We start from the raw sequence: 25,629 nt of genomic DNA, 5'->3' as shown, positions 1-25,629 counted from the left end.
GGCCTCGCTACTCATTACAGCTTTGCAGGGCGACCGTCCAGGAGAGTTCAATGTGTGCCTCAAGCAGGGCCCGAGCCTGTTGGGCATCACGTGCCAGCGCATACTCGACCAGCCGGGCATGCTGATCGTCGAGCTGCTCGCGCCGTTGCTCGAGCTGTGGCGCCAGCCGTCGATAGCGATCAAACTGATCGTAGAGTTGTTCCAGAAATCGCAACCGCCACGGCGAGCCACAGCCAGCCACCAGCGCCTTGTGAAAGCGGGCATGCATCAACTCCCAGTGTTCGTGGGATCTACTGTCGAAATCCCCCTGATGCTGCCTGAGTCGATGCAATGCTGCGACCAGCTCGACCTCCCACTCATGGTCTCCCCTGGCAATGGCCTGCTCCAGCGCCTCCCCTTCCAGTTGTCGCCTGAGCGTGGCGACATCATCCAGTGCCGCCCGGGTGAGACGCGGCACCCGGAAGCCACGCTGATGGGACTGCTCCAGTAATCCCACTGCTGCCAGTCGGTTAAGCGTCTCGCGTAGTGGACTCAGCCCTACCCCATAACGTTTTTTCAGCGTCGTGATCGCGAGCTTTTCACCGGCCCCATAGCAGCCGTTGATCAAATCGCGACGCAAGGCATCGTAGAGCTCGGAAACGGATTCGGCAGTCATTGCAACGGGATGACTCTCTTGCAGGTGAACAGGCGTTGACAGCGTCAAGCGGCGCTCAGCATAGTAAGTCACAGAAAATCGATTTTCTGGATTTAATCGATTCCTGTTTCGTCAGCAGCATACACATCGGCCTTAGCCGACAACAACTCACAACATCGGCATGGAGACCACCTCCGGTGACGCCCTTCTCCCAGCAGAATCCGTACGCTTCTCAGCGCAGTGCCACCTATGCCCGTAATGGCATGGTCGCCGCCACTCAGCCGTTGGCAGCGCAGGCCGGCCGCGACATGCTGGCGCGCGGCGGTAACGCCGTTGATGCCGCAATTGCCACGGCGGCCGCCCTGACCGTAGTTGAACCGACTTCCAACGGCATCGGTGGCGATGCCTTTGCGCTCGTCTGGATACGTGATGACAGCGGTCAGAGCAAACTGCACGGACTCAACGCCAGTGGCGTGGCGCCAGCCGCCCTGACCCGAGAAGCAGTGACAGGAGAAGGCCACAAGGAGATGCCACTCTACGGCTGGACACCGGTCACCGTACCCGGCGCACCTTCGGCCTGGGCAGCCCTGTCACAGCGCTTCGGCCGGCTCGATTTCGCCGAACTGCTGGCGCCCGCCATTCAACTGGCGCGCGAGGGTTTTCCGGTCTCACCGGTCATCAGTGAACTCTGGCAGCGTGCCGAAGCGCGCTTTCGTCCGGTTTTCACCCAGGCCTCGACCCGGGCGTGGTTCGATACCTTTACGCCCGGCGGCCGAGCACCGCAACCCGGCGAGCTGTTCACCAGCGAGGCACATGCTCGAACCCTGGAGTCACTGGCGCAGACGCAGTGCGAGAGTTTCTATCGCGGCGAACTGGCCGAAAGCATCGATGCCTTCTCACGCGAGACCGGTGGCTATCTGCGTGCCAGTGATCTTGCCGCTCATCAGGCGGAGTGGGTCGAACCGATCTCGACGAATTACCGCGGCGTCGATGTGTGGGAGATTCCGCCCAACGGCCAGGGGCTGGTGGCTCTGATGGGGCTCAACATCATGAGCGGCTATAACGACCTGCACGGTCGGGATGATGTCAGCGTACTGCACCGCCAGTGCGAGGCGATGAAGCTCGCCTATACCGATGGACACCGCTTCATCGCCCATGCCGAACACATGCGCACCCCGGTCTCCACGCTGCTCAGCCATGAGTACGCTGCGACCCGTCGCCGCCTGATCGGTGAGCGGGCAATCGACCCCGTGCCGGGCGAACCGCAGGCCGGCGGCACTGTCTATCTCGCCACCGCCGATGGCGAAGGCAATATGGTCTCCTTTATCCAGAGCAACTATCACGGCTTCGGTTCGGGCGTGGTGGTGCCGGAGACCGGTATCGCGCTGCACAATCGTGGGCACGGCTTTACCCTCGATCCCGATCACGACAATACCCTTGCCCCCGGCAAGAAGCCGTTTCACACCATCATTCCGGGTTTCCTGACCCGCAATGGCGAGGCGCTGGGGCCGTTTGGCGTAATGGGCGGGTTCATGCAACCACAGGGGCACATGCAGGTGGTGATGAATCTGCTCGATTTCGGACTCAATCCACAGGCGGCACTCGATGCACCGCGCTGGCAGTGGATGGGTGGCCGCCGTATCGGTATCGAGCATGGCTATCCCGCTCACCTGGTCCGCGAGATGGCCGAGCGCGGCCACGACATGGAACTGGCATTTGATCTTACCGGCTTCGGGCGTGGTCAGATCATCATTCGCGACCCGGCCAGCGGTGTGCTCTGTGGCGGTACCGAGCCGCGCGCCGACTCTGCCATCGCGGTGCTCTGAACATGAGCGGCATGCTGCATACCCAGGGGCGACTCTGTCTCGCTTTTCTGCGCATCGGGCTGCTGGGCTTTGGCGGCGGACCGTCAATGATTCCGCTGGTGCACGCAGAAGTGGTCAAGCGCTACCAGTGGATGAGCGACGATGAGTTCTCCGATGTGCTGGCCATCGGCAATACCCTGCCCGGCCCGATTGCGACCAAGATGGCCGGCACCATCGGCCATCGTGTCGGCGGACTGATCGGAGCACTCAATGCCACCCTCGCTGTGATGGTGCCCTGCATCATCGCCATGATCGCACTGCTGGGGCTCTATATGGCGCACCGCGACGAGCGCTGGATCGCCGGCATGGGCCAGGGCGTGGTGCCGGTAGTCATGGTGATGATGATTCAGCTCACCTGGGATTTCTGGCAGAAGGCGCGGCAATCGCTGGGCTGGTGGCTCGCCGCACTGATGGGACTGGTGGCCGCAGGCCTGATCTTCGGGCTGGGCGTACACCCGGGCATCGTCATCGCGGTCCTGCTGATGGCTGCCCTGTTGCGCCCCGAACCTCGCCGCCACCAGAAGGACCAAACCGAATGATCTACTGGCAGCTGTTTCTGGCCTTTTTCATTCCCAACATCATCGGGTATGGCGGTGGGCCGGCCATCATTCCGCTGATCGAGAACGAAGTGGTCGGGCGTTATGGCTGGATGAGTGCCGAACATTTTGCCCAGACGCTGGCACTGGGCAATGCATTGCCCAGCCCGATTGCCACCAAGATGGCCGGCTATATCGGCTTCGACGTGGCAGGAACCCCCGGTGCCCTGATCGCTGTTTTCGCCACCGTGGCGCCCTCGCTGATTCTGATGCTGGTCGCCCTCGGTGTGCTCTACCGCTTTCGCGACTCGATCAAGGTGAAGTCGATGAGTCAGTGGGTCCGGCCGGTCATCATGGTCCTGATGGGCGCGCTGGTCTGGTCATTCTTTCGCGAAGGCATGCAGGGGCCGGGGCTCTGGCAGACGCTGGGTATCGGCACGGTGGCCGCCGCATTGCTGATGGGCACCCGATTGCATCCCGCTTTCGTGGTCTGTCTGGGGCTCGGCTACGGCGCCCTCTTTCTGGGCCGATAAGCGCCCCGCTGAGAGATCAATCCATCGATCACAATCCACTATCGGAGGCAGGTTTCAACAAAGACGACCAACAGACTGAACACAACGCATAACGGCATCGTTTCGCAATCCGCCATCAAACAAGGACAACACCATGCGATTCAATTCCCTGAAACAGCGATTTATCCCTATCGGCGATACAGCGCATACATCCCCGCGGCCACTCGTGCTGGCCCTGGCGCTCGGCCTTGCCATGAGTGCAGCGCTTCCGGCTGCCCAGGCTGCCGATTATCCCGAGAAACCGGTACAGTTCATCGTGCCATGGTCGCCGGGCGGCGGCAGCGACACCCTGATGCGGGTCGTCTCCAATCACATCGAACCCTATCTCGGTCAGCCGATGCCGGTCATCAATCAGCCTGGCGTCAGCGGCACCCTGGGCCTCAAGCAATTGAGTCAAAAAAAACCCGATGGCTACACGGTCGGTCAGGTTCATGAGGGGCTGCTGGTCTCCCATGACACAGGCTTGACGCCGCTGAACTGGGACGATTTCACACCGGTGGCGGCCATGACCGCATCGCCTCAGTATCTGGTCGTCAACGGGGACAGCCCGTGGCACACCTATGGCGACTTCGTGAAATACGCGAAATCCCACCCCGGCGATATCCGCATGGGTGTCACCCTGGGGGGCGTCCCGCATGTGGATGCAGCACTGATCGAGGATGCCGAGAACCTGCAGTTCCACTATGTCGGCTTCGAAGGCACCGGAGCACGCATTCGAGCCCTGGTCGGCGGTCATATCGACGCTGCAATCGGCGATATCTCTTCATCGCTCGAATTCGTCAAAAACGGCGACCTGCGCTTTCTCGCGGTGGGCAGCGACAAGCGCCTCGAGCGTACACCTGACGTTCCGACCTTCAAGGAACTGGGAGACGATATCGAGCTGACTGTGGTCCGCGGCATTGTCGCACCGAAAGGAACGCCGCAGGATCGCATCGACATTCTGGCGCAGGCTCTGAAAAAGGAGTCGCAGGACAAGGACTTCATTCAGGGCGCCCATAACGCTGGTGCCGAAGTGGAGTACATGGGCCCCGAAGCCTATGGCGAATATCTCTCCGAAACCGATGAGACCTTCAACCGGCTCTCCGGGAAGCTGAAGAAATGAGCGCCGGTCATACCTCTGCCACCCGGTCCGAATCGGACCGGGTACGCGGCAGCGCGCTGGCACATATTGTCTTCAATGCACTGCTGGCAGGCGGTTTCGCTCTGCTGTTCTGGCACGCCGAGGATCTACCCGCCTCGATGTGGGAACCGCTGGGTTCGGGCAGCTTTCCACGGCTGGTGCTGGGTACGCTGATCCTATTCAACCTGGCGATCATCGTGGAACAGCTGCGTCTGCTGCCAGGATCTGCGGCTATACCGAAGGCAGCCGTACGTCAGTGGCTCTGGCAACACCGTCTCGCCTTTGCCGTACTGGGGCTCTTCGCCGGCTACATAGCGACGCTAGCCTGGCTGGGATTTGCAGTGGCTTCGCTGCTGTTTCTACTGCTCACCCAGGTCCTGCTGGGCGCCCGCACGCCACGCCGCCTGGGGGTGGCCGTCGCGATTTCGCTGGTGTTCTCCTTCGGGCTGGCATGGCTGTTCGCAAGCGTGTTCAGCATCATGTTGCCCACCGGCGTACTGGGATGAGTCTCCGCTTCCGATAACAACAAGGCTTCCGGGAGATCGATCATGGATGCGCTGTTCAGCAGCATCGACCAACTCTTTACCCTGAGCACTCTGCTCACCATGCTGATCGGGGTGATCGCCGGGGTTATCGCTGCGGCCATTCCCGGCTTCACGATCACCATGGCCATCGTGCTGACCCAGCCACTGACCTTTCAGATGCCCCCGCTACAGGGTATCGCCACCATGCTGGCCGTGTATGTCGGCGGCTCTACGGGCGGACTGATCAGTGCGGCGCTGCTGGGTATCCCGGGCACGCCCTCTTCGGTTGCAACCACCTTCGACGCTTATCCCATGGCACGTAATGGCGAACCCGGGCGGGCGCTGGCCATCGGTGTCTGGGCCTCGTTCTTTGGTGCGGTCATCAGCGCCATCGTGTTGATCATGGCAGCGCCGCCGCTGGCGATGGTGGCGGTCAAGCTGGGGGCCTGGGAGTATTTTTCGCTGATCGTGTTCGCCATGACGGTGGTGGCCAGTCTGGTGGGGCGCTCGGTACTGCGCGGATTGATGAGTGGCCTGCTGGGACTGTTGCTCGCCACCATCGGCCCTGACCCAATGATGGGAGTGCCCCGTTTTACCTTTGATACCGACCTGCTGGCCGCCGGCTTTCCATTTCTGGTGGTGCTGATCGGCATTTTCGCCGTCAGCCAGTTGCTCGGTGAGGTGGAAGACGCCGAGCAGGTCCGACATGGCAAGGCGCTGATTCCCAGCCATGTTTCGTTTCGTCCGCTGGACGCCATGCGTGAGACGCTGTCGCGCCCGCTGGGGCTGCTGCGCTCATCGCTGGTCGGCGTTTTCATCGGCGCCGTACCCGGCGCCGGCGGCAGCATCGCCAATCTGATCGCCTACGATCAGGCACGGCGGGCCTCGAAAACGCCGGAGAAGTTTGGCACCGGCACCCCGGAGGGCGTTATTGCCTCGGAGTCGGGCAACTCGTCAACCGCCGGGGGTGGATTGATACCGTTGATCGCGCTGGGCATTCCCGGCAGCGCCGTGGATGCCGTATTGATGGCCTCACTGATGATTCATGGCATCGGCATCGGACCCCGGTTGATTCTTGATCATGCCGACCTGGTCTATGGCATGTTTCTGGCCATGTTCGTGGCCGCCTTTCTGATGCTGGCAGTCTGCATGACCAGCATGCGGCTCTTCCTGCGAGTCACCAGCGTGCCCAAATACGTGATCGTGCCGGTGGTATTGACCTGCTGCGTCATCGGTGCCTATGCGCTCAACAATCGTCTGACCGACATCTATCTGCTGCTGGGCATCGGTGTGCTCGGCTATATCCTGAGCAAACTCCGCTACCCGCTGGCGCCGCTGGTACTGGGTGTGATTCTGGGACCGATCGCCGAGACCAATCTGCGTCGCGCCCTGATGACCAACGAGGACTGGACCCTGTTCTTCACCCGGCCGATCTCACTGGCACTACTGACACTGGCCGTCATTTCCATTGTGATGACCCTGCGGCATCGCTGGCGAAATCGCCCTGCCTGAATGGCGCGCTCGCCATGTGCGGCCCGTCATCTGACGGGCCTTTTTCCGGCTGCTCTTACTGACACCATCACTTTCATGAACGTCTGTGACCGCATGATGTATCATGCGGCTCCACACCGCTCACTCACGCCGATTCGTTGCACGTCATGTCATCCACTTCTGCTGTCGGCCGCATCGGCCTGGCGCCCATGGAAGGCGTCATCGACGTCATCACTCGTGATCTGCTGACGGCCCGAGGCGGTTTCGACTGGGCCGTCACCGAGTTCGTCCGGGTGACCGATACGCTGCTGCCACCGCGGGTCTTTCACCGTATCTGCCCGGAACTGGTTCACCGAGCCGAAACATCGTGCGGTACGCCGGTGCATCTGCAACTACTGGGTTCCAACCCGGAAAGACTGGGTGACAATGCCCGCCGGGCTGCCGAGCTCGGTGCGCCTTGCATTGACATCAACTTCGGATGTCCTGCCAAAACTGTCAATCGCCATGACGGGGGCGCTTCACTGCTCAAAACACCACAGCGGGTCGAAGCAGTCGTCGCCGGTGTGCATCGGGCACTGGAAGGGAGCGGCATTCCGGTCACTGCCAAGCTTCGACTGGGCTTCGAGGACAAGCGGCTGGCAGTGGCATGCGCCCAGGCCGCTGAGGCTGGCGGGGCCGCTTCTCTGGTCGTCCATGCCCGTACCCGACGTGAGGGATACCGTCCTCCCGCCTACTGGCAGTGGGTGCGGCGTATTCGCCAGCATGTGAGTGTCGAGACCGTCGTCAATGGTGATATCTGGACGCTGGAAGATTATCAGCGCGCCCGCGCCATTTCCGGTTGTGACCATGTCATGCTGGGGCGTGCGGCTCTGGCCGACCCACTGCTGGCAGCCCGCATTCGTCACTGGCAGGCCACCGGGGAGCATCAGCCCCCCACTCGTTGGCAGGATCGCAGTACGATACTGAAAGAATATGCGTATCAGGCGAGTCAGTCGGTACCGGAGAAGGTGGTGGTGTCCCTGCTCAAGCAGTGGCTCAATATCATGCGCCAGCATGACAGGGACGCTGCGGAGCGCTTTGTCGAATTGCGGCGCATCCGTGAGCTCTCTCCATTTCTGCAGACCCTGAACCCATCAGATCACAGCGAGAGAGAAGAGAAAGAAGAGGCTTTCACAGCGCTTCAGACTGATCGGCAATGAGGGCGGAAACGAGAAAACCCTGCCGTTTGGCAGGGTTTTCGGAATCTGGCGCGCCCGGGAGGATTCGAACCTCCGACCACCTGATTCGTAGTCAGGTACTCTATCCAGCTGAGCTACGGGCGCTTGTAAGATCTGCGATATTTACCTGTCGGCGTCACACGCCATCGGTCGATATCGGATACTGCAATTCATGATGGCGCGCCCGGGAGGATTCGAACCTCCGACCACCTGATTCGTAGTCAGGTACTCTATCCAGCTGAGCTACGGGCGCGTAACAGGAATACCGTTACTCATGAAGGCGTTTGCAGGAGATGCTGTTTTCAGCACATGCTACGTCGACGCCGACGACACTACCGAAATGGCGGAGAGAGAGGGATTCGAACCCTCGATAGGGCTATAAACCCTATACTCCCTTAGCAGGGGAGCGCCTTCAGCCACTCGGCCACCTCTCCTTGATCGGTACGGCGCGCATATTACAGAAGAGACCGCGCCCTGTCCAGAGAATGATAAAAATTCCTTTGGCAACCGTGAGATACTTATCGACCACTCCAGCCGGTGATAGCGCGATCAGCGCTCCTCGCCACCGGTTTCGTCCTCGGTACGCTCAGTCTGAATGCGCTGATAGATCTCTTCACGATGAACCGAAACATTGCGTGGCGCGTTGACACCGATACGCACCTGGTTGCCCTTTACCCCCAGCACGGTCACGGTGATGTCATCACCAACCATGAGGGTTTCGCCGACACGGCGAGTAAGAATGAGCATTATGACCTCCTTTTCAGTAATACTGCCTGCGCACGGATTGTGAGTAACAGTTGGCAAACAAGCGCCGCATTATGCGTCATCTGCGCCTGCCAGACCAACCTGGGTTAACCAATCGCGCCCGATTGATGTCTTCCATGCGCCTGACGCCGCTCTCCAGCGGCGCCGTAACCAGCTCGCTCACCCTTCCTGTTGAATACTCTGCTGATCCAGTCCGAAAGCGGTATGCAGGGACCTGACCGCCAACTCCAGGAACTTTTCATCTATCACGACCGAGATCTTGATCTCTGAAGTCGAAACCATGCGAATGTTGATGCCTTCCTTGCCAAGCACACCGAACATGCGTGTCGCCACGCCAGCATGAGACCGCATGCCGACCCCTACCAGCGAGACCTTGGCGATCTTGTCATCGCCGCGCACCTCACCGCTACCAAGACTCGGCAGCACCTGCTGCTCGAGAATACGCTGAGTCTGGCGGAAATCGTTCTTGGCCACGGTGAAGGTAAAGTCGGTGTAGTCACCGGTGGGTGCCACATTCTGCACGATCATGTCGACCTCAATGCCGGCATCCGAGATCGGCCCCAGAATCTTCAGCGCCACCCCTGGTACATCGGGCGTATTGAGTACGGTCAGCTTGGCCTCATTGGTATTGAAGGCGATACCGGAGATCAGCGGTTCTTCCATGTTGGCACTCTCTTCCTCTTCAGCCACGATCAGGGTGCCCGGCCCGTCCTCGAAAGAGGACAGTACGCGCAGCGGAACGTTGTACTTGCCGGCAAATTCGACGGCCCGGATCTGGAGCACCTTTGATCCAAGACTCGCCATCTCCAGCATCTCTTCGACGGTGATCGTCTCCAGTCGCCGTGCCGCATTGCAGACGCGCGGATCGGTGGTATAGACACCATCGACGTCAGTGTAGATCTGACATTCATCAGCACCCAGCGCCGCAGCCAGCGCGACACCCGTGGTATCCGATCCACCACGGCCGAGGGTGGTAATATTGCCCTCCTCATCGACGCCCTGGAACCCGGCCACCACTACCACCTGGCCATCATCAAGATCAGCCTTCAGATCATCGGTTTCGATCCGCTGGATACGCGCCCGAGTATGCGCACTATCAGTTCGAATACCGATCTGTGCACCCGTGTAGGAAGTAGCCGCCACACCAAGACGTTGCAGCGCCATGGCCAGTAGCGAAATGGTGACCTGTTCACCCGTGGAAACCAGCATGTCCATTTCGCGCGGTGTGGGGTCATCGTTGATCTGACCGGCCAGTTCGATCAGTCGATTGGTTTCACCACTCATGGCCGAAACCACCACTACTACCTGATGTCCCTCGTCCCGAAAGCGTTTGACCTTCTCGGCCACCGCCTTGATTCGGTCCACCGATCCTACCGATGTACCGCCGAACTTTTGTACATAGAGCGCCATAGCTGTATCCGTCACTCCCTGTTGGTCACCTTCCAGCGGCCGAATCACGATCTCGCCGCGGTTATTGTTGGCTCAGCCTTGCCTGAGCTGTGATTCAACCCATTCAGCCACACTATCCAACGCCTGCGGCAGCGCCGAAGGGTTGCTCCCCCCCGCCTGTGCCATGTCGGCACGTCCGCCGCCACGACCGCCGACCTGGCCGGCTACTACATTGATCAGATCGCCGGCACTGAGACGATCGGTCAGGTCCTTCGTAACGCCAGCGACCAGATTGACCTTGTCATCCCCGGCCACACCAAGTACCACGACGCCCGAGCCCAGCTTCTGTTTGAGCTGATCGAGCATGCCACGCAGCTCTTTCGCCCCAACGCCTTCAAGTCGACGGGCAATGACCCTGACGCCAGCCACTTCGGTAGCCTCTCCGACCAGGTCATTCCCTGCCCGACTGGCCAGTTTGCCACGCAGCTGTGAAAGCTCGCGCTCGAGCTCCCGGTTGCGCTCCAGTACGCTATCAAGGCGTGACTCAAGCTGATCGGGACGGCTCCTGAGCTGTTCCGCGAGCGCGTTCAGGCGCTGTTCCTGCTCATGAAAGTACGTCAGTGCCGCCTTTCCGGTCACCGCTTCGATACGGCGCACCCCGGCAGCCACCCCACTTTCGGCCACCAGATGAAAGGGGCCAATCTGACCGGTCCGGGCGACATGGGTACCACCGCAAAGCTCGATCGAAAAATCGCTGGTCCCCATGGTCAGTACACGGACATCCTCACCGTAGCGCGCCTCGAACAGTGCCCGCGCGCCCAGATTCCTTGCCTCATCCAGGCTCATCTGACGCGTCGTCACCGGTGTGTCGGCCATGATCTCAGCGTTGACCATTGACTCGACCTGCGCCAGCGCTTCCGGCGAAATCGCTTCGAAATGGCTGAAATCGAATCGCAGTCGATCCGGGCCGACCAGCGAGCCCTTCTGCTGTACATGATCACCCAGCACCCGGCGCAAGGCCTCATGCAGCAGGTGGGTCGCCGAGTGATTGCGCATGACGGCCTCGCGCCGCTCGGCAGTCACCGTCGGCTTCACCCGATCTCCCACTCTCAGGACACCCATTTTCAGATGCCCACCATGCAAATGGTGCTCATCCTGTTTCTGGGTATCGCGCACTTCGAAGCGCGCCTCATCGTTTTCCAGCAGGCCACGATCCCCGACCTGTCCGCCCGATTCGGCGTAAAAAGGGGTACGCGACAGGACAATGGTGCCCTCCTGCCCCGCCTTGAGCTCTTCGCAGGAGGCGCCATGCTCATCCAGTAGCGCCACGATTTCAGCCTCGTCTTCCAGCTGATCGTAGCCGGTAAACTCGGTACGCCCGGCAATGCTGATCTCGCTACCGTAATCCGCACCGAAACGGCTGGCGGCTCGGGCACGCTCACGCTGCGCTTCGAGCTCACTTTCAAAGCCCTGCTCATCAAGCTCAACGCCGCGCTCCCGGACGATATCTGCGGTCAGATCAAACGGGAAACCATAGGTATCGTAAAGCTTGAAAATGGTCCCACCATCGAGCGTATTGCCTGCCAGATTGCCAAGCGCTTCCTCCAGCAGCCGCATCCCGTGATCCAGGGTGCGCGCGAACTGCTCTTCTTCGCGCAACAGGATCTTCTCGATTTGGGCGGCACGCTCATGCAGGGCAGGATAGGCCTGCCCCATCTCGTCATCGAGCGCAGCGACCAGCTGATGAAAGAAGGGTTCGCGTGCACCAAGCTTGTGGCCGTGCCGCACCGCCCTTCGAATAATACGTCGCAGCACGTATCCGCGCCCTTCATTGGAGGGCAATACGCCATCGACAATCAGGAAGGCGCAGGAGCGAATATGATCGGCGATCACGCGTAATGAAGGTTGATCGAGGTCGCTCTGCCCGGTCGCTCTGGCGGCTGCCTTGATCAGGTTGACGAACAGGTCGATCTCATAATTGGAGTGCACACCCTGTACCACAGCGGCCATACGCTCCAGCCCCATGCCGGTATCGATCGACGGGCTGGGCAGGGGATGAAGGGTCCCTGCACTATCGCGATCGTACTGCATGAACACCAGGTTCCAGATCTCGATATAGCGATCGCCATCCTCATCGGGCGAGCCGGGGGGACCACCAAAGACATCAGGGCCGTGGTCATAAAAGACTTCGGAGCAGGGACCACAGGGGCCTGTGTCCCCCATCTGCCAGAAATTGTCTTCATCGAGTCTTGCCAGTCGCTCGGCTGGCACCCCGATTTCATTGATCCAGATATCGGCGGCTTCATCATCACTATGGTGCACCGTCACCCAGAGCTTCTCTGCCGGCAGCTGGAGCACCTCGGTCAGAAATGACCAGGCATACTGAATGGCCTCGCGCTTGAAATAGTCGCCAAAGCTGAAATTGCCGAGCATCTCGAAAAAGGTGTGATGGCGGGCGGTATAGCCGACATTGTCCAGGTCGTTGTGTTTACCGCCTGCCCGGACACAGCGCTGCGCCGAAGTGGCGCGAACATAGGGGCGCTGGTCGCGGCCGAGAAAGACATCCTTGAACGGCACCATGCCGGCATTGGTAAACAACAGCGTGGGATCGTTCTCCGGTACCAGTGAGCTGGAAGGTACCAGGGTGTGGCCGCGCTCTTCGAAGAAATTGAGAAAGGCTTTTCGTATCTCGGCGCTTTTCATAGATGTTCCGTGAGCGATGGAAGGGCTGGATGCGTGGCCGCTGTTCAATGGTCGGCAGCGCTTCTCCGGGCGCGCTACTAAAGCGGCGCTCGCGGATACCATTCGTTCATGACGCCATCATGTTAGCGTCCATGGAACCGAACAGTATAACGACTTCGCATCCTGACTAAAGCGCCTGCACGCCCATGGCCCGATAACAGGTCAAATCGAGGCAGGGTCAGAGCTCTTCCGAAGACGTCCAGGCATGCTCAAGAGCGTGATATCCCTGTTCCCCGTCGAAGCCTCTTGAGGCCAGAAAGCGCAGCCGTTTGGCCTGCTCGCGCCGATCATTGCCGGGTCCATCGAAGCGCCGTCGCAAAGCCTGGCAGGCAAGCGCGAACCAATCCACTGTACTCTCTGACAGGGTCGTGACAATCAGCGCCTGGTCGATACCCCGCTGGCGCAATTCGGCTTCGATCCGGCGCGGCCCCTGCAAACGGTTAACCCGTGAACGCAGAAACTGCTCGGCAAATCGGCTATCGGATTGCAGTCCCTCGGCTTGCAGTGCATTCAACACCTGCTCGATCGTCTCTGGCTCATGCTCGTGGCGTGCCAGCCGTTCACGCAGTTCGACAACCGAATACTCCCGGCGCGCCAATAGCACGATGGCATCCTCGCGCGGATCACGTTGCATCTCACTCATGTTTGCCCTCCCGGTTACCAGGCATGAAAAAGGGGTGTGCGCTTTCGGCGCACACCCCACTTTCCGTTACTACTGCGGCATATCGTCAGACTGCAGCCTACAGTAGCTCATCCTGGTCATCGGCATCAGCGGGTGCCGCCGAAGCCTCTTCTTCCTGTTTGCCCTGTTCACTCTTCTCTTTCTGACCGGGCACAGTCAGCAGCTGGGCGCGGATGGCATCCTCGATCTCCTGCATGACTTCAGGATTCTCCTCGAGATACTGCGCTGCATTGGCCTTGCCCTGACCGATCTTGTTGCCCTGATAGCTGTACCAGGCACCTGCCTTGCTGACCAGGTTGCACTGTACGCCGAGATCCACCACCTCGCCGGCATGATAGATCCCCTTGCCATAGAGAATCTGGAATTCGGCCTGACGGAACGGGGGCGCGACCTTGTTTTTGACAACCTTGACGCGTGTTTCGTTGCCAACGGCCTCGTCGCCCTGCTTGACCGAGCCGGTACGGCGGATATCGAGACGCACACTGGAGTAGAACTTCAGCGCGTTGCCGCCGGTTGTGGTCTCGGGATTGCCGAACATGACGCCGATCTTCATGCGGATCTGGTTAACGAACATCACCATGCAGTTGGCATTCTTGATGTTCCCCGTCACCTTGCGCAGCGCCTGCGACATCAGCCGCGCCTGAAGACCGACGTGGGCATCGCCCATCTCGCCTTCGATCTCGGCGCGCGGCGTCAGGGCGGCTACCGAATCGACCACGATCACGTCGACGCCACCCGAACGTACCAGCATGTCGCAGATTTCCAGCGCCTGCTCGCCGGTATCAGGCTGCGACACCAACAGATCATCAATGTTGATACCCAGCTTTTCGGCATAAGTGGGATCAAGTGCATGCTCGGCATCGATAAAGGCGCAGGTCTTGCCCTGCTTTTGTGCCTGGGCAATGACCGACAGCGTGATGGTTGTCTTGCCAGAGGCTTCCGGCCCGAAGATTTCGACAATTCGTCCATAGGGCAGACCACCGACGCCCAGGGCGATATCCAGCCCCAGCGAACCGGTCGACACCGAAGGGACGGCGACCCGAGGGGCTTCGCCCATGCGCATGACCGCGCCCTTGCCGAACTGACGTTCGATCTGGGAAAGCGCGGCATTGAGCGCCTTGGTGCGATTTTCATCCTGAGCCATGGAGTCCTCCTCTCGATTCATGGCGAAGGAGACGTCCGATGCAACCGGGTCCACCCGGATTACCGAAGCAAATTGTCATCGAACGGCTCGAAATGTCTGTATGTTTGTCCAGTATTTTATAACAAATAAGCGCCAACGCACAGCCGATGATTCAGGTGAAAATTCTTCAAGCACCTGTTTCGAGAGATTCGATCAACCCTTCCAGGGACCTGATGACAGCGGCACGCCGCACCTCGTCGCGATTACCGGGAAAAACATGGCACTCGGCTGTCGTTCGACCACCGTACGCCCACGCCAGCCATACTGTACCAACCGGCTTGTCGGCAGACCCACCATCAGGACCAGCAATACCGCTGATGGCTACCCCCAGTCTGGCCCCACTATCCTGACACGCCCCTGCCACCATCTCACGAACCACCGACTCACTGACCGCCCCCCAGCGTTCCAGCGATGCCTCCGAGACCCCCAGCAGGCGCTGCTTGGCGGCATTGGAATAGGTAACGTACCCGGTTTCGAACCATCCCGAGCTGCCGGCAATGGCAGTAATGGCTTCAGCCACCCCGCCTCCGGTACAGGATTCGGCAGTCACGACCTGGCAGTCGTAACGGCGGCAATGCTCGCCCAGCGAGGTTGCCAGGCGTCGGATCGTTTCATCGATCATGCGTCGAATTCTCGTGGCAGCGATCTACATCCTGTCGTGCATACAGTAGCACAGCCGCTACGGCGACAGCGCGCCTCTTCACTACGGACCCCAGGCATGCAGACACAAAAAGGCCCCGAGCCGGGTCGGGGCCAATACATGTCGGTACGGTGATCGTTTACCAGCCGTTGACCAGCATCATGTCAAAGCTGTCAGGCACCGTGAACTCACCGGTAGTGCGCTCACGAAAGTACAGCCTGACGCCCTTGCAGACACCATAGGCTTGCCATGACCCACTATAGGCATCGATAACCTCCCAGTGGTCGAATTCGGCATCGGTATCATTGGTGGTCACCCATAGCCTGGGGCTGCGCGTCTCCATGTGGTTGTTATAAAGATGTATCGCATTGTCCTTCACTTCACTGACATCGAAGTAGGCAGAGGCGTCGCTGCCCTTGCCTGCGGTATAGGCACCGCTCCAGTGAATAATGAATGGCATGGCCGAAGGCACCCGACGGACAGTGCGCTGAGTACTGTCAGATGGGTCGGTATTCAGCACCGGCACTCTGGCGCTGAACATGTTCATGCGATCCGGTTGCAGCTGCAGCGCAGTGTCCACTTCCTGGTCACGCAGCTTGCTGACCGGATAATTCAGGATCGGTTTGTTACTCTCATCGCTGATTGCACCATCACCCTTGCGGATATTGATATAGCCATTGCTGGCACGCAGGTTGATGGCATTGCTCGAGTTCAACCCGATATCGGCGCCGCCGTTTTTATTGGAAGTCGAGCGAATACCCAGCTCCACGCAGCCCTTCCACTCATCAAGATACTGCTGGAGTCCGTCGGTTCGAAGCGCAACACCCGACCCTGTGGCCTCGCTGACAATCACCTTGTTGGTATCCAGATTCACTCCGCCAAAGCGGTTGTTGTATTCGTGATCCGAAGGCGCCAGGGTGTTGATCCAGCCACCACCGTGGAAGTTGTTACCAGCGGCCCAGTTCTCCCGGTTTTGCTGATAAGTCGTGTTATCAATGATGCGAATGGGGTCATCCGCATTGCCACCGCCTTCGATCCAGTTGGTCACGAAACCGCAATTGAAGACCACCTGGGCCACCACCATGGAGCCGCTACACGCCTCCCAGGTGTTATTGTTGAACTGTGAGCCCCAAAGCTGCCCGGCACAGTTCATCAGGTGGCCAACGTACTGACAGAGATTGGCGGTGAAGGTATAGGTAGTGACGATTTCGCCTTCCCCATGCGTCCGCACGGCGTTCTGACAGCCAATGAAGTGACAATAGACAATATCAATGTTGGCTCCCGCCCAGGTCACGATGCCGTCATTGGGCATATTGAACGAGCAGCGGGTCACCTTGTTGACGTAACCGTCCAGCTCCAGGGCGTGATACGCATGCCCATCGCGCTTTTCATCCGGGCCGAAGAAGGCCAGGCCTTCCGCCATGTAAACATGCGTGAACATGGCACCGTTGACTTCCGGCCCCGGCTTGATTGCCGCCCGGTCACGGAAGTAACCGAAGTGCGACCACATCCTTGAACGCAGGATCATACGGGCCTCGCCCTGGCGCTTCACCGTACCGTCATTGGCCACGGAAGAAACCGGTTGCATGCTTACCGTGCGCTCGATCACGAAGACGCCTTCGTTGGGAAAGACGATGGTACCGGTCAATCCGGAATCGACGATCCGTTGCACCGCCTCGGCCGAGCCGAGCGTGCCGGTAGGGTCGGCCCCCCACAGCAACACATCGCCCTTCTCCTTCGTCCCCCATTCACGGCGAAAACGATCGCCGTTTTCAGTCACGATCATGGCGCCACCATCATCCCGGCTGGTGACGTTATCAGGCTCGTGATAGAACAGCCCGCCCCCGTAACCACGTACGGTATGGTACTCGACCCATACCCGCTCGCCGGCGGTTTCGGGTGTGGTCTGCCGAAGCGCATCGATATTTTCCACCAGCCGCGCAGTGGCCCCCGGCTTTTCGCCCTCTTCGATGGTCACGGTAACCTGTGCGTTGCTGGCATTATATTGCTGTGGCTGTGCAGTCATTACAGTCTCCCTGTGCGTATCGCTACCTGCCGGCTCGTGTCGGCAGTCGTTGTCGTGTCCGGACACGACTTCAGGGTGGGACAGAAAACTGTACATTCATACAGTAATTTACCTGGCTTACACCTCTGCAATCCGCGGCAATATTTCAATACACCCGGCGGCCGGCCCGCTCCTGTAAAAACGCCAGGTCGAACGCTGCTGACCTTCAGCGCTCATGGTAACCTTGCGTCATCGCAGGAAGAGGTGATGCAGAGCGGCGCTTCGATGCTCAGCCACAATCGTCCGCGGCCCACGCGGGATGACGCAGCCTTCGGCCAGCATACCGAGGCCGCCTGCCCCATTGCCTCCCCGGCTCACCTATCAACGAAGCGGGAATCCGATTGAACGTGGCTCAGGACGATCTCAACCGGCACACGCCCATGATGGCGCAATATCTGCGCATCAAGCGCGAGCATCCGGATATTCTACTGTTCTACCGCATGGGGGATTTCTACGAACTCTTTTATGACGACGCCCGGCGTGCCGCTGCGCTGCTCGACATTACGCTGACAGCTCGCGGGCAATCAGCCGGTGCCTCTATTCCCATGGCGGGCGTGCCCTATCACAGCGCAGAGTCCTATCTGGCACGCCTGGTGAAGGCGGGCGAATCGGTCGCCATCTGCGAGCAGATCGGAGATCCGGCGACCGCCAAGGGACCGGTCGAGCGACGCGTTGTCCGCATCGTGACCCCGGGTACCCTGCATGACGAAGCACTGCTTGATGAGCGTCGCGACAATCTGCTGGTGGCACTGCATCCGCAGGAGCAGCAGTGGGGCATGGCCTGGCTTGAACTCTCCAGCGGACGATTCAATGTGCTGGAAGTGGAAAGCGAAGCTGACATGCTCGCCGAACTTCACCGCCTCGATCCCGCTGAATTGCTGGTAGCCGAATCACTGCGTCTACCCGAAACCCTGGTCTCTCGTCCGGGACTGCGACGCTGGCACGACTGGCATTTCGATTACGATACAGCCCTGCGGCTGCTGTGCGATCAATTCGGTGTTCACGACCTGCAGGGGTTCGGCTGTGCTCATCTGACCCGGGCGATTGTTGCCGCCGGGGTACTGGTTGATTACGCCCGCGATACTCAGCGCTCAGCCCTGCCTCATGTGTCAGGGCTGAGCGTAGAGGCGCGTGATGAAGCCGTAGTGATCGATGCCGCCAGCCGGCGCAATCTGGAGATTGATACCAATCTTGCCGGTGGACGCGACAACACCCTGGCCAGCGTGCTGGACACCACCGCTACGCCAATGGGTTCACGCCTGATGCGTCGCTGGCTCAATCGGCCGCTACGCGACCGAGGCCGTATCGAGGCACGCCAGGCGGCAGTCGGTGCACTGATCGATGGCGATCGTATCGATCCTTTCCGCGAACTGCTCGGACGGATTGGTGATATCGAGCGTATCCTGGCGCGAGTCGCTTTGCTCAGTGCACGACCGCGTGATCTGGCGCGTCTGCGCGATGCCCTGTGCACCCTGCCCGAACTGGCCGCACAGCTGATCGATTTTGCCCCTGATACGGCCATTGACGACCTGCGCCATCATCTGGTGCCCTGGCCGGAGATGGCAGACCTGCTTTCGCGAGGCATCATCGATAATCCACCGGTCGTCATCCGCGATGGCGGGGTCATCCGCGAGGGGTTCGATGACGAGCTTGATGAACTGCGAACCCTCCATGAAAACGCCGGCGACTATCTTGTCAGGCTCGAAACCCGTGAGCGTGAACGCACCGGCCTGCAGGGCCTGAAGGTGGGTTACAACCGGGTGCATGGCTATTACATCGAGATTCCTCGTGCGCAGGCACGCGAGGCGCCTGCTGACTACATTCGTCGCCAGACACTCAAGAATGCCGAGCGCTTTATCATTCCCGAACTCAAGGAGTTCGAGGACAAGGCCCTGTCGGCAAAAACCCGGGCGCTGGCGCGCGAGAAGATGCTCTATGACAGCCTGTTGGAGCGCCTCAATGCTGAATTGCAGCCACTTCAGGCCACTGCCCGGGCGCTGGCCACTCTGGACGTGCTGACGGCCTTCGCCGAACGTGCCGAAAGCCTGACCCTGACGCGCCCGGTCATACAAGACGCGCCCGGACTGAATATTGAAGTCGGTCGCCACCCGGTAGTGGAACACGTCTCCGCGAATCCTTTTGTCCCCAACGACCTGCGCCTGGACGAACAGACACGCATGCTGGTGATCACCGGGCCCAACATGGGGGGCAAGTCCACCTTCATGCGTCAGAATGCGCTGATCGCGCTACTGGCCCATACCGGCGCCTTCGTACCAGCTGACCGGGCCGAAGTCGGCCTGGTCGACCGTATCTTTACCCGAATCGGGTCTTCCGATGATCTGGCCGGAGGCCGCTCGACCTTCATGGTGGAGATGACCGAGACCGCCAGCATCCTGCATAACGCCACGCGCGAAAGTCTGGTGCTGATGGATGAAATCGGCCGTGGCACCAGTACCTTCGATGGCCTGTCGCTGGCCTGGGCAACGGCAGAGCATCTGGTGCAGACCGGCGCGCTGACCCTGTTTGCTACGCACTACTTCGAAATGACGGCCCTCGCCGATCAGTTCGACAGTGTCGATAACGTGCATCTCACTGCCACCGAGCATGGCCATGACATTATCTTCATGCACCGCGTGGAACCAGGCCCGGCCAGTCAGAGCCATGGTTTGCAGGTTGCCCGTCTGGCCGGTGTGCCGCCGGCCGTCATCGAGCGTGCCCGAACTCGACTGGCTGAACTCGAAGCCCAGGAATTCGACCATGTCCCAACCTGTCCGGGCGACAGTAACACCAGGCGCTCACCCGATCCGGTACAGTCGGATCTGTTCACTGCCCCTATACACCCGATAGTCGAGGCACTGGGAGAACTGGATCTCGATGCGCTGACCCCTCGCGAGGCCATGGCGCTCCTCTATGAGTGGCGGGACCGCCTGTAACAGCGCTCGAACGCGGTCGGCACGCTTGTCGAAGCGCTGCCGGCCCCTCTAAAATATGCCCCCTTTTCACGCCTTCGTGTCATCGGGCCGGCCATGGTCCGATAACACCTGTGCGCAGCCGGAAACCGCCTCCGGTATGACCGGACGCGATGGCGTTCGGGGCCCACCATTGTCAGGGAGCCTGCGATATGACGTTCGTTGTGACCGAAAGCTGCATTCGCTGCAAATACACCGACTGTGTGGAAGTCTGCCCGGTCGACTGCTTCTACGAGGGGCCCAACTTTCTGGTCATTCATCCCGATGAATGCATCGACTGCGCGCTATGTGAGCCTGAATGCCCTGTTGATGCCATCTACTCCGAGGATGAGGTTCCGAAGGATCAGGAAGAATTCATCGAACTCAATGCCGAACTGGCAGAAGTCTGGCCCAACATCAACGAGCGTATCGACCCACCGTCGGATGCCGATGAGTGGAAGGATGTGAAAAACAAACGCGATCAGCTCGACCGCAATCCACCGGCCTGACAAGTGCCTCTTCCAGACGCTTGCAACGGACACTAAAAAGGGCGGCCGCAGCCGCCCGTATCCTACGTCCTTGCCGAGCAATTCCCTTTGCTCATATCCATTGGCGACTTCCCTGCGTGGATCACGCATCCTGCGCTACCACGCGCGCCATTCAAAATCCCTGTGCCCGATCGTCATCCTGACGTCCCGAACCATCCTGGTTCGGGCGGAAATCCTTTCCGCAAGGGCAAACATGTCCCGTTATCAGTATTGCTGATAACGCTCTGGCCCGAGTGGGCGGAGTGATTGGAGAATGAGGGTCACCGAATTCAACCTTTTCCCTGAAAGGCTTTTAATTCAATGAGTTGAGAGAGGAAGACAGTGAAATGACGAGGCGATCCCGTTCGCCTCCGGATATGGCTCATACTGGTAGCTGGCCGACCAGGGGTCAAGCCAGTCCAGACGCTGTATCAGTTATCAGATAGCCATCATGAAAAAATCCGGCCGGATGCACCGACCGGATTAAATCCCATAATGCAAAATTGACTCAGGTTATTAAAAACCCGACTGTCCCTTGATTTCGGAACGCCCCTGGTAGCGAGCCTGATCCCCCAGCTGATGCTCGATGACCAGCAGCCGGTTGTATTTGGCAACACGATCACTGCGTGACAGGGAACCGGTCTTGATCTGGCCAGCCCGGGTACCGACTGCCAGATCGGCAATGAAGGTATCCTCGGTTTCGCCACTGCGATGCGAAATGATGGCGGTATAGCCGGCATCCCGTGCCATACGTACAGCTTCCAGCGTCTCGGTCAGCGATCCGATCTGATTGACCTTGATCAGAATCGAGTTGCCTACCCCCTTGTCGATGCCTTCCTTGAGAATGCGGGTATTGGTCACAAACAGATCATCGCCGACCAACTGGACTCGATTGCCAAGACGGTCGGTCAGCAGCTTCCAGCCATCCCAGTCGGATTCATCCAGGCCATCCTCGATCGACACCACCGGATAGTCGTTGACCAGCTGCTCCAGATAATCGACAAAGCCCTCGCTGGAGTAGCTGCGGTTTTCGCCGGAGAGCTGGTACTGCCCTTCCCGGTAGAACTCCGAAGCAGCGCAGTCGAGCGCCAGCGTAATGTCACGATCCAGCGTATAACCGGCATCACTGACCGCCTGCTTGATGGCCGCCAGTGCATCAGCATTGGATTCAAGATCCGGCGCGAAACCACCCTCATCCCCTACGGCGGTAGACAGGCCTCGACCCGCAAGCACCTTCTTGAGCGCATGAAAGACCTCTGCCCCCATGCGAAGCCCTTCGGCAAAGGTCGGTGCTCCGACAGGCTGGATCATGAACTCCTGGATATCGACATTGTTATCGGCATGCTCGCCGCCATTCATGATGTTCATCATCGGCAGCGGCATCGAATACTGGCCCGGGGTGCCATAGAGGTCAGCGATATGCGAGTAAAGCGGCACCCCTTTCTCACGGGAAGCCGCCACGGCTACTGCCAGTGAGACCGCGAGAATGGCGTTGGCACCCAGAGACCCCTTGTTATCGGTCCCATCCAGCTCGCGCATGGCGTCATCGATCGCCTGCTGATCCAGCGCATCCATCCCCTTGAGACGCTCGGCAATTCGGGTATTGACCGCCTCAACGGCCTTTTTGACACCCTTGCCCAGATAGCGCGACTTATCACCGTCACGCAACTCCAGAGCCTCGCGCGAGCCGGTAGAGGCGCCAGACGGAGCCCCCGCACTTCCCCGAGCACCGCTCTTGAGCGTCACCTCGGCGAACACGGTAGGATTACCGCGGGAATCGAGGATCTCGAGCGCCTGGATATCAACAATTTCTGCCATCTTGAGCGTCCCTGGTGGAGGTTGAATGAAATGAAACGAGCGTCCGGGCCCATGTCGCAATAGCCGCCGGGCATTGCATCACTCGCCAGCGCCCTCTTCGGACACCAGGATAGCACGCCCGGCGGCATTGTTGCCCATCACGAGCCAATCATTGTCCGATAATTTAGACCGCAACCCCGGAGATGGGCCAATCCTGCATACCATTTCGATGGCTACCGGTTGTCGGTCATGCGCACAAAAAAAGAGGGCCATCGATGATGACCCTCTCGTCAATGCTACCAGAAGCACTGTTATCCCGATGGTTGTCGCGATCCGAAGATCGCCACATTTCTCGTCTCGGCTATTCTGCCACGTCCGGACCCAGATCAAGCGGCGCCATACCCTTGACGGTGCGATCCAGCAGCTGCACCTGCTCGAGAAAACCCGGCAGCCGATCAAGCGGTAATGCACAAGGACCATCACACAGTGCCCGATCAGGATCAGGATGGGCTTCCACAAACAGGCCGGCCAGCCCCACTGCCACCCCGGCACGCGCCAGATCGGCGACCTGGGCGCGACGACCACCAGCGCTGTCGGCACGTCCACCCGGTTGCTGGAGGGAGTGGGTCACATCGAACACCAGTGGATAACCGGTCGCCTTCATCGTGGCGAACCCCAGCATGTCTACCACCAGATTGTTGTACCCGAAGCTCGATCCACGCTCGCACAGCGTCAGACGCTCGTTGCCGGCCTCGCTGAACTTGGTGATGATATGGCGCATCTCGTGAGGTGCGATGAACTGCGGCTTCTTGATGTTGATCGCTGCCCCGGTTGCAGCCATCGCCATAACCAGATCCGTCTGCCGGGCAAGAAAGGCCGGTAGCTGAATCACATCACAGACTTCGGCCGCTGGTGCCGCCTGGGCCGGCTCGTGAACATCGGTCAGCACCGGGACATCAAAGCGCTTTTTGATTTCGTCCAGAATGGCCAGCCCCTTGTCGAGACCGGGACCACGGAAAGAGTGGATCGAGCTCCGGTTGGCCTTGTCGAAACTGGCCTTGAATACCCAGGGTATACCGAGCCGTCGGGTCGCCTGAGCCCAGCCGTCAGCCACCTCGATGGCCAGCTCGCGCGACTCCAGCACATTCATGCCACCGAACAGTGCCAGCGGCCGGTCATTGGCCAGACTGACGCCTCCGATCTCGATCACACGCTGAGCGCTCATGTCTTGTGAATCAGCCATCTTCTCTCCCCTGAGCCTTCTGATTGCGTGCTGCGCGATGTGTCAGCGCGGCGTTGACGAAGCCGGTGAACAACGGATGGCCGTCACGTGGCGTGGATGTGAATTCCGGATGGAACTGACAGGCCACATACCACGGATGATCGGCCAGCTCGACCATCTCGACCAGCGCGTTATCCACACTGCGGCCCGAGATCACCAGCCCTGCGCGCTCAAGATCATCGATGAACTGTTCGTTGATCTCGTAGCGGTGACGGTGGCGTTCGACAATGGTTTCCGCGCCATAGATTTCGCGTGCCTTCGAACCCGCTTTCAGATTGCAGCTCTGGCCGCCCAAACGCATGGTACCGCCCAGGTCCGATGCTTCATCGCGCACCTCGATCCGCCCCTCGGGGGTAATCCACTCGGTAATCAGACCGACTACCGGATGGCGGGTATCATGGGTAAATTCGGTGGAGTTGGCATCACCCCAGCCGGCAATATGACGAGCAAACTCGATTACGGCGACCTGCATGCCCAGGCAGATTCCCAGATAGGGAATGTCGTGTTCGCGAGCATAACGTGCGGTAGCGATCTTGCCTTCAACACCGCGTGAGCCGAAACCGCCAGGCACCAGAATCGCATCCTTGCCTTCAAGGCGGCCCACACCATCGCGCTCGATATCTTCGGAATCGATATAGTCGATATTGACTTTCACCCGAGTCTGGATACCGGCATGAATCAGTGCTTCATTCAGCGATTTGTAGGCATCCAGAAGCTCCATGTACTTGCCGACCATCGCAATATTGACGGTCTTGAGCGGATTGAGCTTGGCATCCAGTACATGTACCCACTCCCCGAGATCGGCCTGGGGCGCTTCGATGCGCAGCTTGTCGCAGATGATTTCATCCAGACCGAAGTCATGCAGCATCAAAGGAATGCGATAGATGGTATCGGCATCCTGCATGGGGATGACTGCCCGCTGTTCGACGTTGGTAAACAGGGCAATCTTGTTGCGTTCGCCCTGCTCCAGCTCAACCTCGCTACGACAGACCAGGATATCCGGCTGGATGCCGATCGAGCGCAGCTCCTTGACACTGTGCTGGGTCGGTTTGGTCTTGGTTTCACCGGCGGTCTTGATATAGGGCACCAGCGTCAGATGCAAAAACAGCGCTCGGCTGGGTCCAACCTCGGTACGCAGCTGACGGATGGCTTCCAGAAAAGGCAGGGACTCGATATCCCCGACCGTGCCACCGATCTCCACCAGAGCCACATCATAGCCGTCACCGCCCGCCTTGATACGGCGCTGGATTTCATCGGTAATATGCGGAATGACCTGCACCGTGCCGCCCAGGTAATCACCGCGACGCTCCTTGCGCAGAACGTGCTCATAGACCCGACCGGTGGTGAAGTTGTTGGCCTGGGTCATGCGCGAGCGGATGAAACGCTCGTAGTGACCCAGGTCGAGATCGGTTTCGGCACCATCCTCGGTGACAAACACTTCACCGTGCTGAAAGGGGCTCATGGTGCCCGGATCGACGTTGATATAAGGGTCGAGCTTGAGAATCGTGACCTTCAGGCCACGCGCTTCCAAAATGGCGGCCAGGGAGGCAGCGGCGATGCCCTTGCCGAGAGAAGACACAACGCCACCGGTCACGAAGATATATCGCGTCGTCATGGAGGGAACCTGTCGAGTGCTGAACGACGGCCCGC

At 59.6% G+C, this 25,629-nt stretch carries 20 protein-coding genes and 3 tRNA genes; 9 read left to right on the top strand and 14 right to left on the bottom strand.

Features of this window, described 5'->3' with window-relative positions:
- Positions 1-7: 7 nt before the first annotated feature.
- Positions 8-655 carry a GntR family transcriptional regulator gene (locus FY550_RS04230; RefSeq protein ID WP_070975895.1) on the bottom strand — a complete coding sequence of 216 codons (648 nt, stop codon included), beginning with the start codon at positions 653-655 and terminating at the stop codon, positions 8-10.
- Positions 656-897: 242 nt separating this feature from the next.
- Between FY550_RS04230 and FY550_RS04225 the strand changes: the two genes are divergently transcribed.
- The 7 genes from FY550_RS04225 to FY550_RS04195 all read left to right on the top strand — a co-directional run bounded on the left by FY550_RS04225 (position 898) and on the right by FY550_RS04195 (position 7,941).
- Positions 898-2,460, top strand: a complete 1,563-nt coding sequence (locus FY550_RS04225; protein WP_149054691.1) for a gamma-glutamyltransferase family protein — start codon at positions 898-900, stop codon at positions 2,458-2,460.
- Positions 2,461-2,471: 11 nt separating this feature from the next.
- Positions 2,472-3,038: a chromate transporter gene (locus FY550_RS04220; protein ID WP_407657385.1), complete on the top strand. Its 567-nt coding sequence runs from the start codon at positions 2,472-2,474 to the stop codon at positions 3,036-3,038.
- Complete coding sequence (locus FY550_RS04215) at positions 3,035-3,568, top strand: chromate transporter (protein WP_070975888.1); 534 nt, start codon at positions 3,035-3,037, stop codon at positions 3,566-3,568. Before FY550_RS04220 ends, FY550_RS04215 begins: the two co-directional genes overlap by 4 nt.
- Before the next feature lie 133 nt (positions 3,569-3,701).
- Positions 3,702-4,709 carry a tripartite tricarboxylate transporter substrate binding protein gene (locus FY550_RS04210; RefSeq protein WP_084387905.1) on the top strand — a complete coding sequence of 336 codons (1,008 nt, stop codon included), beginning with the start codon at positions 3,702-3,704 and terminating at the stop codon, positions 4,707-4,709.
- The gene (locus FY550_RS04205; protein ID WP_084387904.1) at positions 4,706-5,233 is read left to right on the top strand and encodes a tripartite tricarboxylate transporter TctB family protein; all 528 of its coding nucleotides are present in this window, start codon (positions 4,706-4,708) and stop codon (positions 5,231-5,233) included. Before FY550_RS04210 ends, FY550_RS04205 begins: the two co-directional genes overlap by 4 nt.
- Positions 5,234-5,275: 42 nt before the next feature.
- The gene (locus FY550_RS04200) at positions 5,276-6,763 is read left to right on the top strand and encodes a tripartite tricarboxylate transporter permease (protein WP_149054377.1); all 1,488 of its coding nucleotides are present in this window, start codon (positions 5,276-5,278) and stop codon (positions 6,761-6,763) included.
- Between the two features lie 146 nt (positions 6,764-6,909).
- Positions 6,910-7,941: a tRNA dihydrouridine synthase gene (locus tag FY550_RS04195; RefSeq protein WP_233350270.1), complete on the top strand. Its 1,032-nt coding sequence runs from the start codon at positions 6,910-6,912 to the stop codon at positions 7,939-7,941.
- 46 nt (positions 7,942-7,987) lie between these two features.
- On the opposite strand, the gene FY550_RS04190 is transcribed toward FY550_RS04195, so the two are convergent.
- The 10 genes from FY550_RS04190 to FY550_RS04145 form a co-directional block, all read right to left on the bottom strand.
- Positions 7,988-8,064, bottom strand: a tRNA-Arg gene (locus tag FY550_RS04190).
- Positions 8,065-8,135: 71 nt separating this feature from the next.
- Positions 8,136-8,212: transfer RNA gene (locus tag FY550_RS04185), tRNA-Arg, on the bottom strand.
- 88 nt (positions 8,213-8,300) lie between these two features.
- A tRNA-Ser gene (locus FY550_RS04180) sits at positions 8,301-8,393 on the bottom strand.
- A gap of 115 nt (positions 8,394-8,508) precedes the next feature.
- Positions 8,509-8,706 (bottom strand): carbon storage regulator CsrA, encoded by a 198-nt coding sequence (gene csrA / locus FY550_RS04175; RefSeq protein WP_070975882.1) that lies wholly within the window; start codon positions 8,704-8,706, stop codon positions 8,509-8,511.
- Between the two features lie 177 nt (positions 8,707-8,883).
- Positions 8,884-10,134, bottom strand: coding sequence for an aspartate kinase (locus FY550_RS04170; RefSeq protein ID WP_070975879.1), 1,251 nt, complete (start codon positions 10,132-10,134; stop codon positions 8,884-8,886).
- 72 nt (positions 10,135-10,206) lie between these two features.
- Positions 10,207-12,816, bottom strand: a complete 2,610-nt coding sequence (gene alaS / locus FY550_RS04165; protein WP_070975876.1) for an alanine--tRNA ligase — start codon at positions 12,814-12,816, stop codon at positions 10,207-10,209.
- A 217-nt stretch (positions 12,817-13,033) separates the two neighbouring features.
- The gene (locus FY550_RS04160; protein ID WP_070975874.1) at positions 13,034-13,498 is read right to left on the bottom strand and encodes a regulatory protein RecX; all 465 of its coding nucleotides are present in this window, start codon (positions 13,496-13,498) and stop codon (positions 13,034-13,036) included.
- A gap of 97 nt (positions 13,499-13,595) precedes the next feature.
- Positions 13,596-14,681 (bottom strand): recombinase RecA, encoded by a 1,086-nt coding sequence (recA, locus tag FY550_RS04155; protein ID WP_149054376.1) that lies wholly within the window; start codon positions 14,679-14,681, stop codon positions 13,596-13,598.
- A 166-nt stretch (positions 14,682-14,847) separates the two neighbouring features.
- Positions 14,848-15,342 (bottom strand): CinA family protein, encoded by a 495-nt coding sequence (locus tag FY550_RS04150; RefSeq protein WP_070975872.1) that lies wholly within the window; start codon positions 15,340-15,342, stop codon positions 14,848-14,850.
- Between the two features lie 157 nt (positions 15,343-15,499).
- Entirely contained in the window at positions 15,500-17,386 is a 1,887-nt protein-coding gene (locus tag FY550_RS04145; RefSeq protein ID WP_070975870.1) for a hypothetical protein, read from the bottom strand.
- A gap of 419 nt (positions 17,387-17,805) precedes the next feature.
- On the opposite strand from FY550_RS04145, the gene mutS reads away from it, so the two are divergent.
- Both mutS and fdxA read left to right on the top strand, forming a co-directional pair.
- Positions 17,806-20,358, top strand: a complete 2,553-nt coding sequence (mutS, locus tag FY550_RS04140) for a DNA mismatch repair protein MutS (protein WP_149054690.1) — start codon at positions 17,806-17,808, stop codon at positions 20,356-20,358.
- Positions 20,359-20,546: 188 nt separating this feature from the next.
- Entirely contained in the window at positions 20,547-20,882 is a 336-nt protein-coding gene (fdxA, locus tag FY550_RS04135) for a ferredoxin FdxA (RefSeq protein WP_070975867.1), read from the top strand.
- A 534-nt stretch (positions 20,883-21,416) separates the two neighbouring features.
- Here the strand turns inward: fdxA and eno are convergent.
- The 3 genes from eno to FY550_RS04120 all read right to left on the bottom strand — a co-directional run bounded on the left by eno (position 21,417) and on the right by FY550_RS04120 (position 25,594).
- Positions 21,417-22,718, bottom strand: coding sequence for a phosphopyruvate hydratase (eno, locus tag FY550_RS04130; protein ID WP_070975865.1), 1,302 nt, complete (start codon positions 22,716-22,718; stop codon positions 21,417-21,419).
- 340 nt (positions 22,719-23,058) lie between these two features.
- Positions 23,059-23,922, bottom strand: a complete 864-nt coding sequence (kdsA, locus tag FY550_RS04125; RefSeq protein ID WP_070976130.1) for a 3-deoxy-8-phosphooctulonate synthase — start codon at positions 23,920-23,922, stop codon at positions 23,059-23,061.
- Positions 23,923-23,932: 10 nt separating this feature from the next.
- The gene (locus FY550_RS04120; protein ID WP_070975862.1) at positions 23,933-25,594 is read right to left on the bottom strand and encodes a CTP synthase; all 1,662 of its coding nucleotides are present in this window, start codon (positions 25,592-25,594) and stop codon (positions 23,933-23,935) included.
- Positions 25,595-25,629: the final 35 nt, after the last annotated feature.

This window comes from Kushneria phosphatilytica (assembly GCF_008247605.1).
GTDB lineage: Bacteria > Pseudomonadota > Gammaproteobacteria > Pseudomonadales > Halomonadaceae > Kushneria > Kushneria phosphatilytica.
The sequence above is the reverse complement of the archived record's forward strand: the minus strand, read 5'-3'. Positions and strand labels throughout refer to the sequence as shown.

Excerpts from the sequence above, each read along its gene's own strand:
- FY550_RS04220 (WP_407657385.1), top strand. The coding sequence starts at position 2,472 with ATGCTGCATACCCAGGGGCGACTCTGTCTCGCTTTTCTGCGCATCGGG.
- fdxA (WP_070975867.1), top strand. The coding sequence starts at position 20,547 with ATGACGTTCGTTGTGACCGAAAGCTGCATTCGCTGCAAATACACCGAC.
- FY550_RS04120 (WP_070975862.1), bottom strand. The coding sequence starts at position 25,594 with ATGACGACGCGATATATCTTCGTGACCGGTGGCGTTGTGTCTTCTCTC.
- FY550_RS04225 (WP_149054691.1), top strand. The coding sequence starts at position 898 with ATGGTCGCCGCCACTCAGCCGTTGGCAGCGCAGGCCGGCCGCGACATG.
- kdsA (WP_070976130.1), bottom strand. The coding sequence starts at position 23,922 with ATGAGCGCTCAGCGTGTGATCGAGATCGGAGGCGTCAGTCTGGCCAAT.
- recA (WP_149054376.1), bottom strand. The coding sequence starts at position 14,681 with ATGGCTCAGGATGAAAATCGCACCAAGGCGCTCAATGCCGCGCTTTCC.
- alaS (WP_070975876.1), bottom strand. The coding sequence starts at position 12,816 with ATGAAAAGCGCCGAGATACGAAAAGCCTTTCTCAATTTCTTCGAAGAG.
- FY550_RS04150 (WP_070975872.1), bottom strand. The coding sequence starts at position 15,342 with ATGATCGATGAAACGATCCGACGCCTGGCAACCTCGCTGGGCGAGCAT.
- FY550_RS04200 (WP_149054377.1), top strand. The coding sequence starts at position 5,276 with ATGGATGCGCTGTTCAGCAGCATCGACCAACTCTTTACCCTGAGCACT.
- FY550_RS04210 (WP_084387905.1), top strand. The coding sequence starts at position 3,702 with ATGCGATTCAATTCCCTGAAACAGCGATTTATCCCTATCGGCGATACA.
- FY550_RS04215 (WP_070975888.1), top strand. The coding sequence starts at position 3,035 with ATGATCTACTGGCAGCTGTTTCTGGCCTTTTTCATTCCCAACATCATC.
- FY550_RS04230 (WP_070975895.1), bottom strand. The coding sequence starts at position 655 with ATGACTGCCGAATCCGTTTCCGAGCTCTACGATGCCTTGCGTCGCGAT.
- FY550_RS04205 (WP_084387904.1), top strand. The coding sequence starts at position 4,706 with ATGAGCGCCGGTCATACCTCTGCCACCCGGTCCGAATCGGACCGGGTA.
- FY550_RS04160 (WP_070975874.1), bottom strand. The coding sequence starts at position 13,498 with ATGAGTGAGATGCAACGTGATCCGCGCGAGGATGCCATCGTGCTATTG.
- FY550_RS04195 (WP_233350270.1), top strand. The coding sequence starts at position 6,910 with ATGTCATCCACTTCTGCTGTCGGCCGCATCGGCCTGGCGCCCATGGAA.
- mutS (WP_149054690.1), top strand. The coding sequence starts at position 17,806 with ATGATGGCGCAATATCTGCGCATCAAGCGCGAGCATCCGGATATTCTA.
- FY550_RS04170 (WP_070975879.1), bottom strand. The coding sequence starts at position 10,134 with ATGGCGCTCTATGTACAAAAGTTCGGCGGTACATCGGTAGGATCGGTG.
- csrA (WP_070975882.1), bottom strand. The coding sequence starts at position 8,706 with ATGCTCATTCTTACTCGCCGTGTCGGCGAAACCCTCATGGTTGGTGAT.
- FY550_RS04145 (WP_070975870.1), bottom strand. The coding sequence starts at position 17,386 with ATGACTGCACAGCCACAGCAATATAATGCCAGCAACGCACAGGTTACC.
- eno (WP_070975865.1), bottom strand. The coding sequence starts at position 22,718 with ATGGCAGAAATTGTTGATATCCAGGCGCTCGAGATCCTCGATTCCCGC.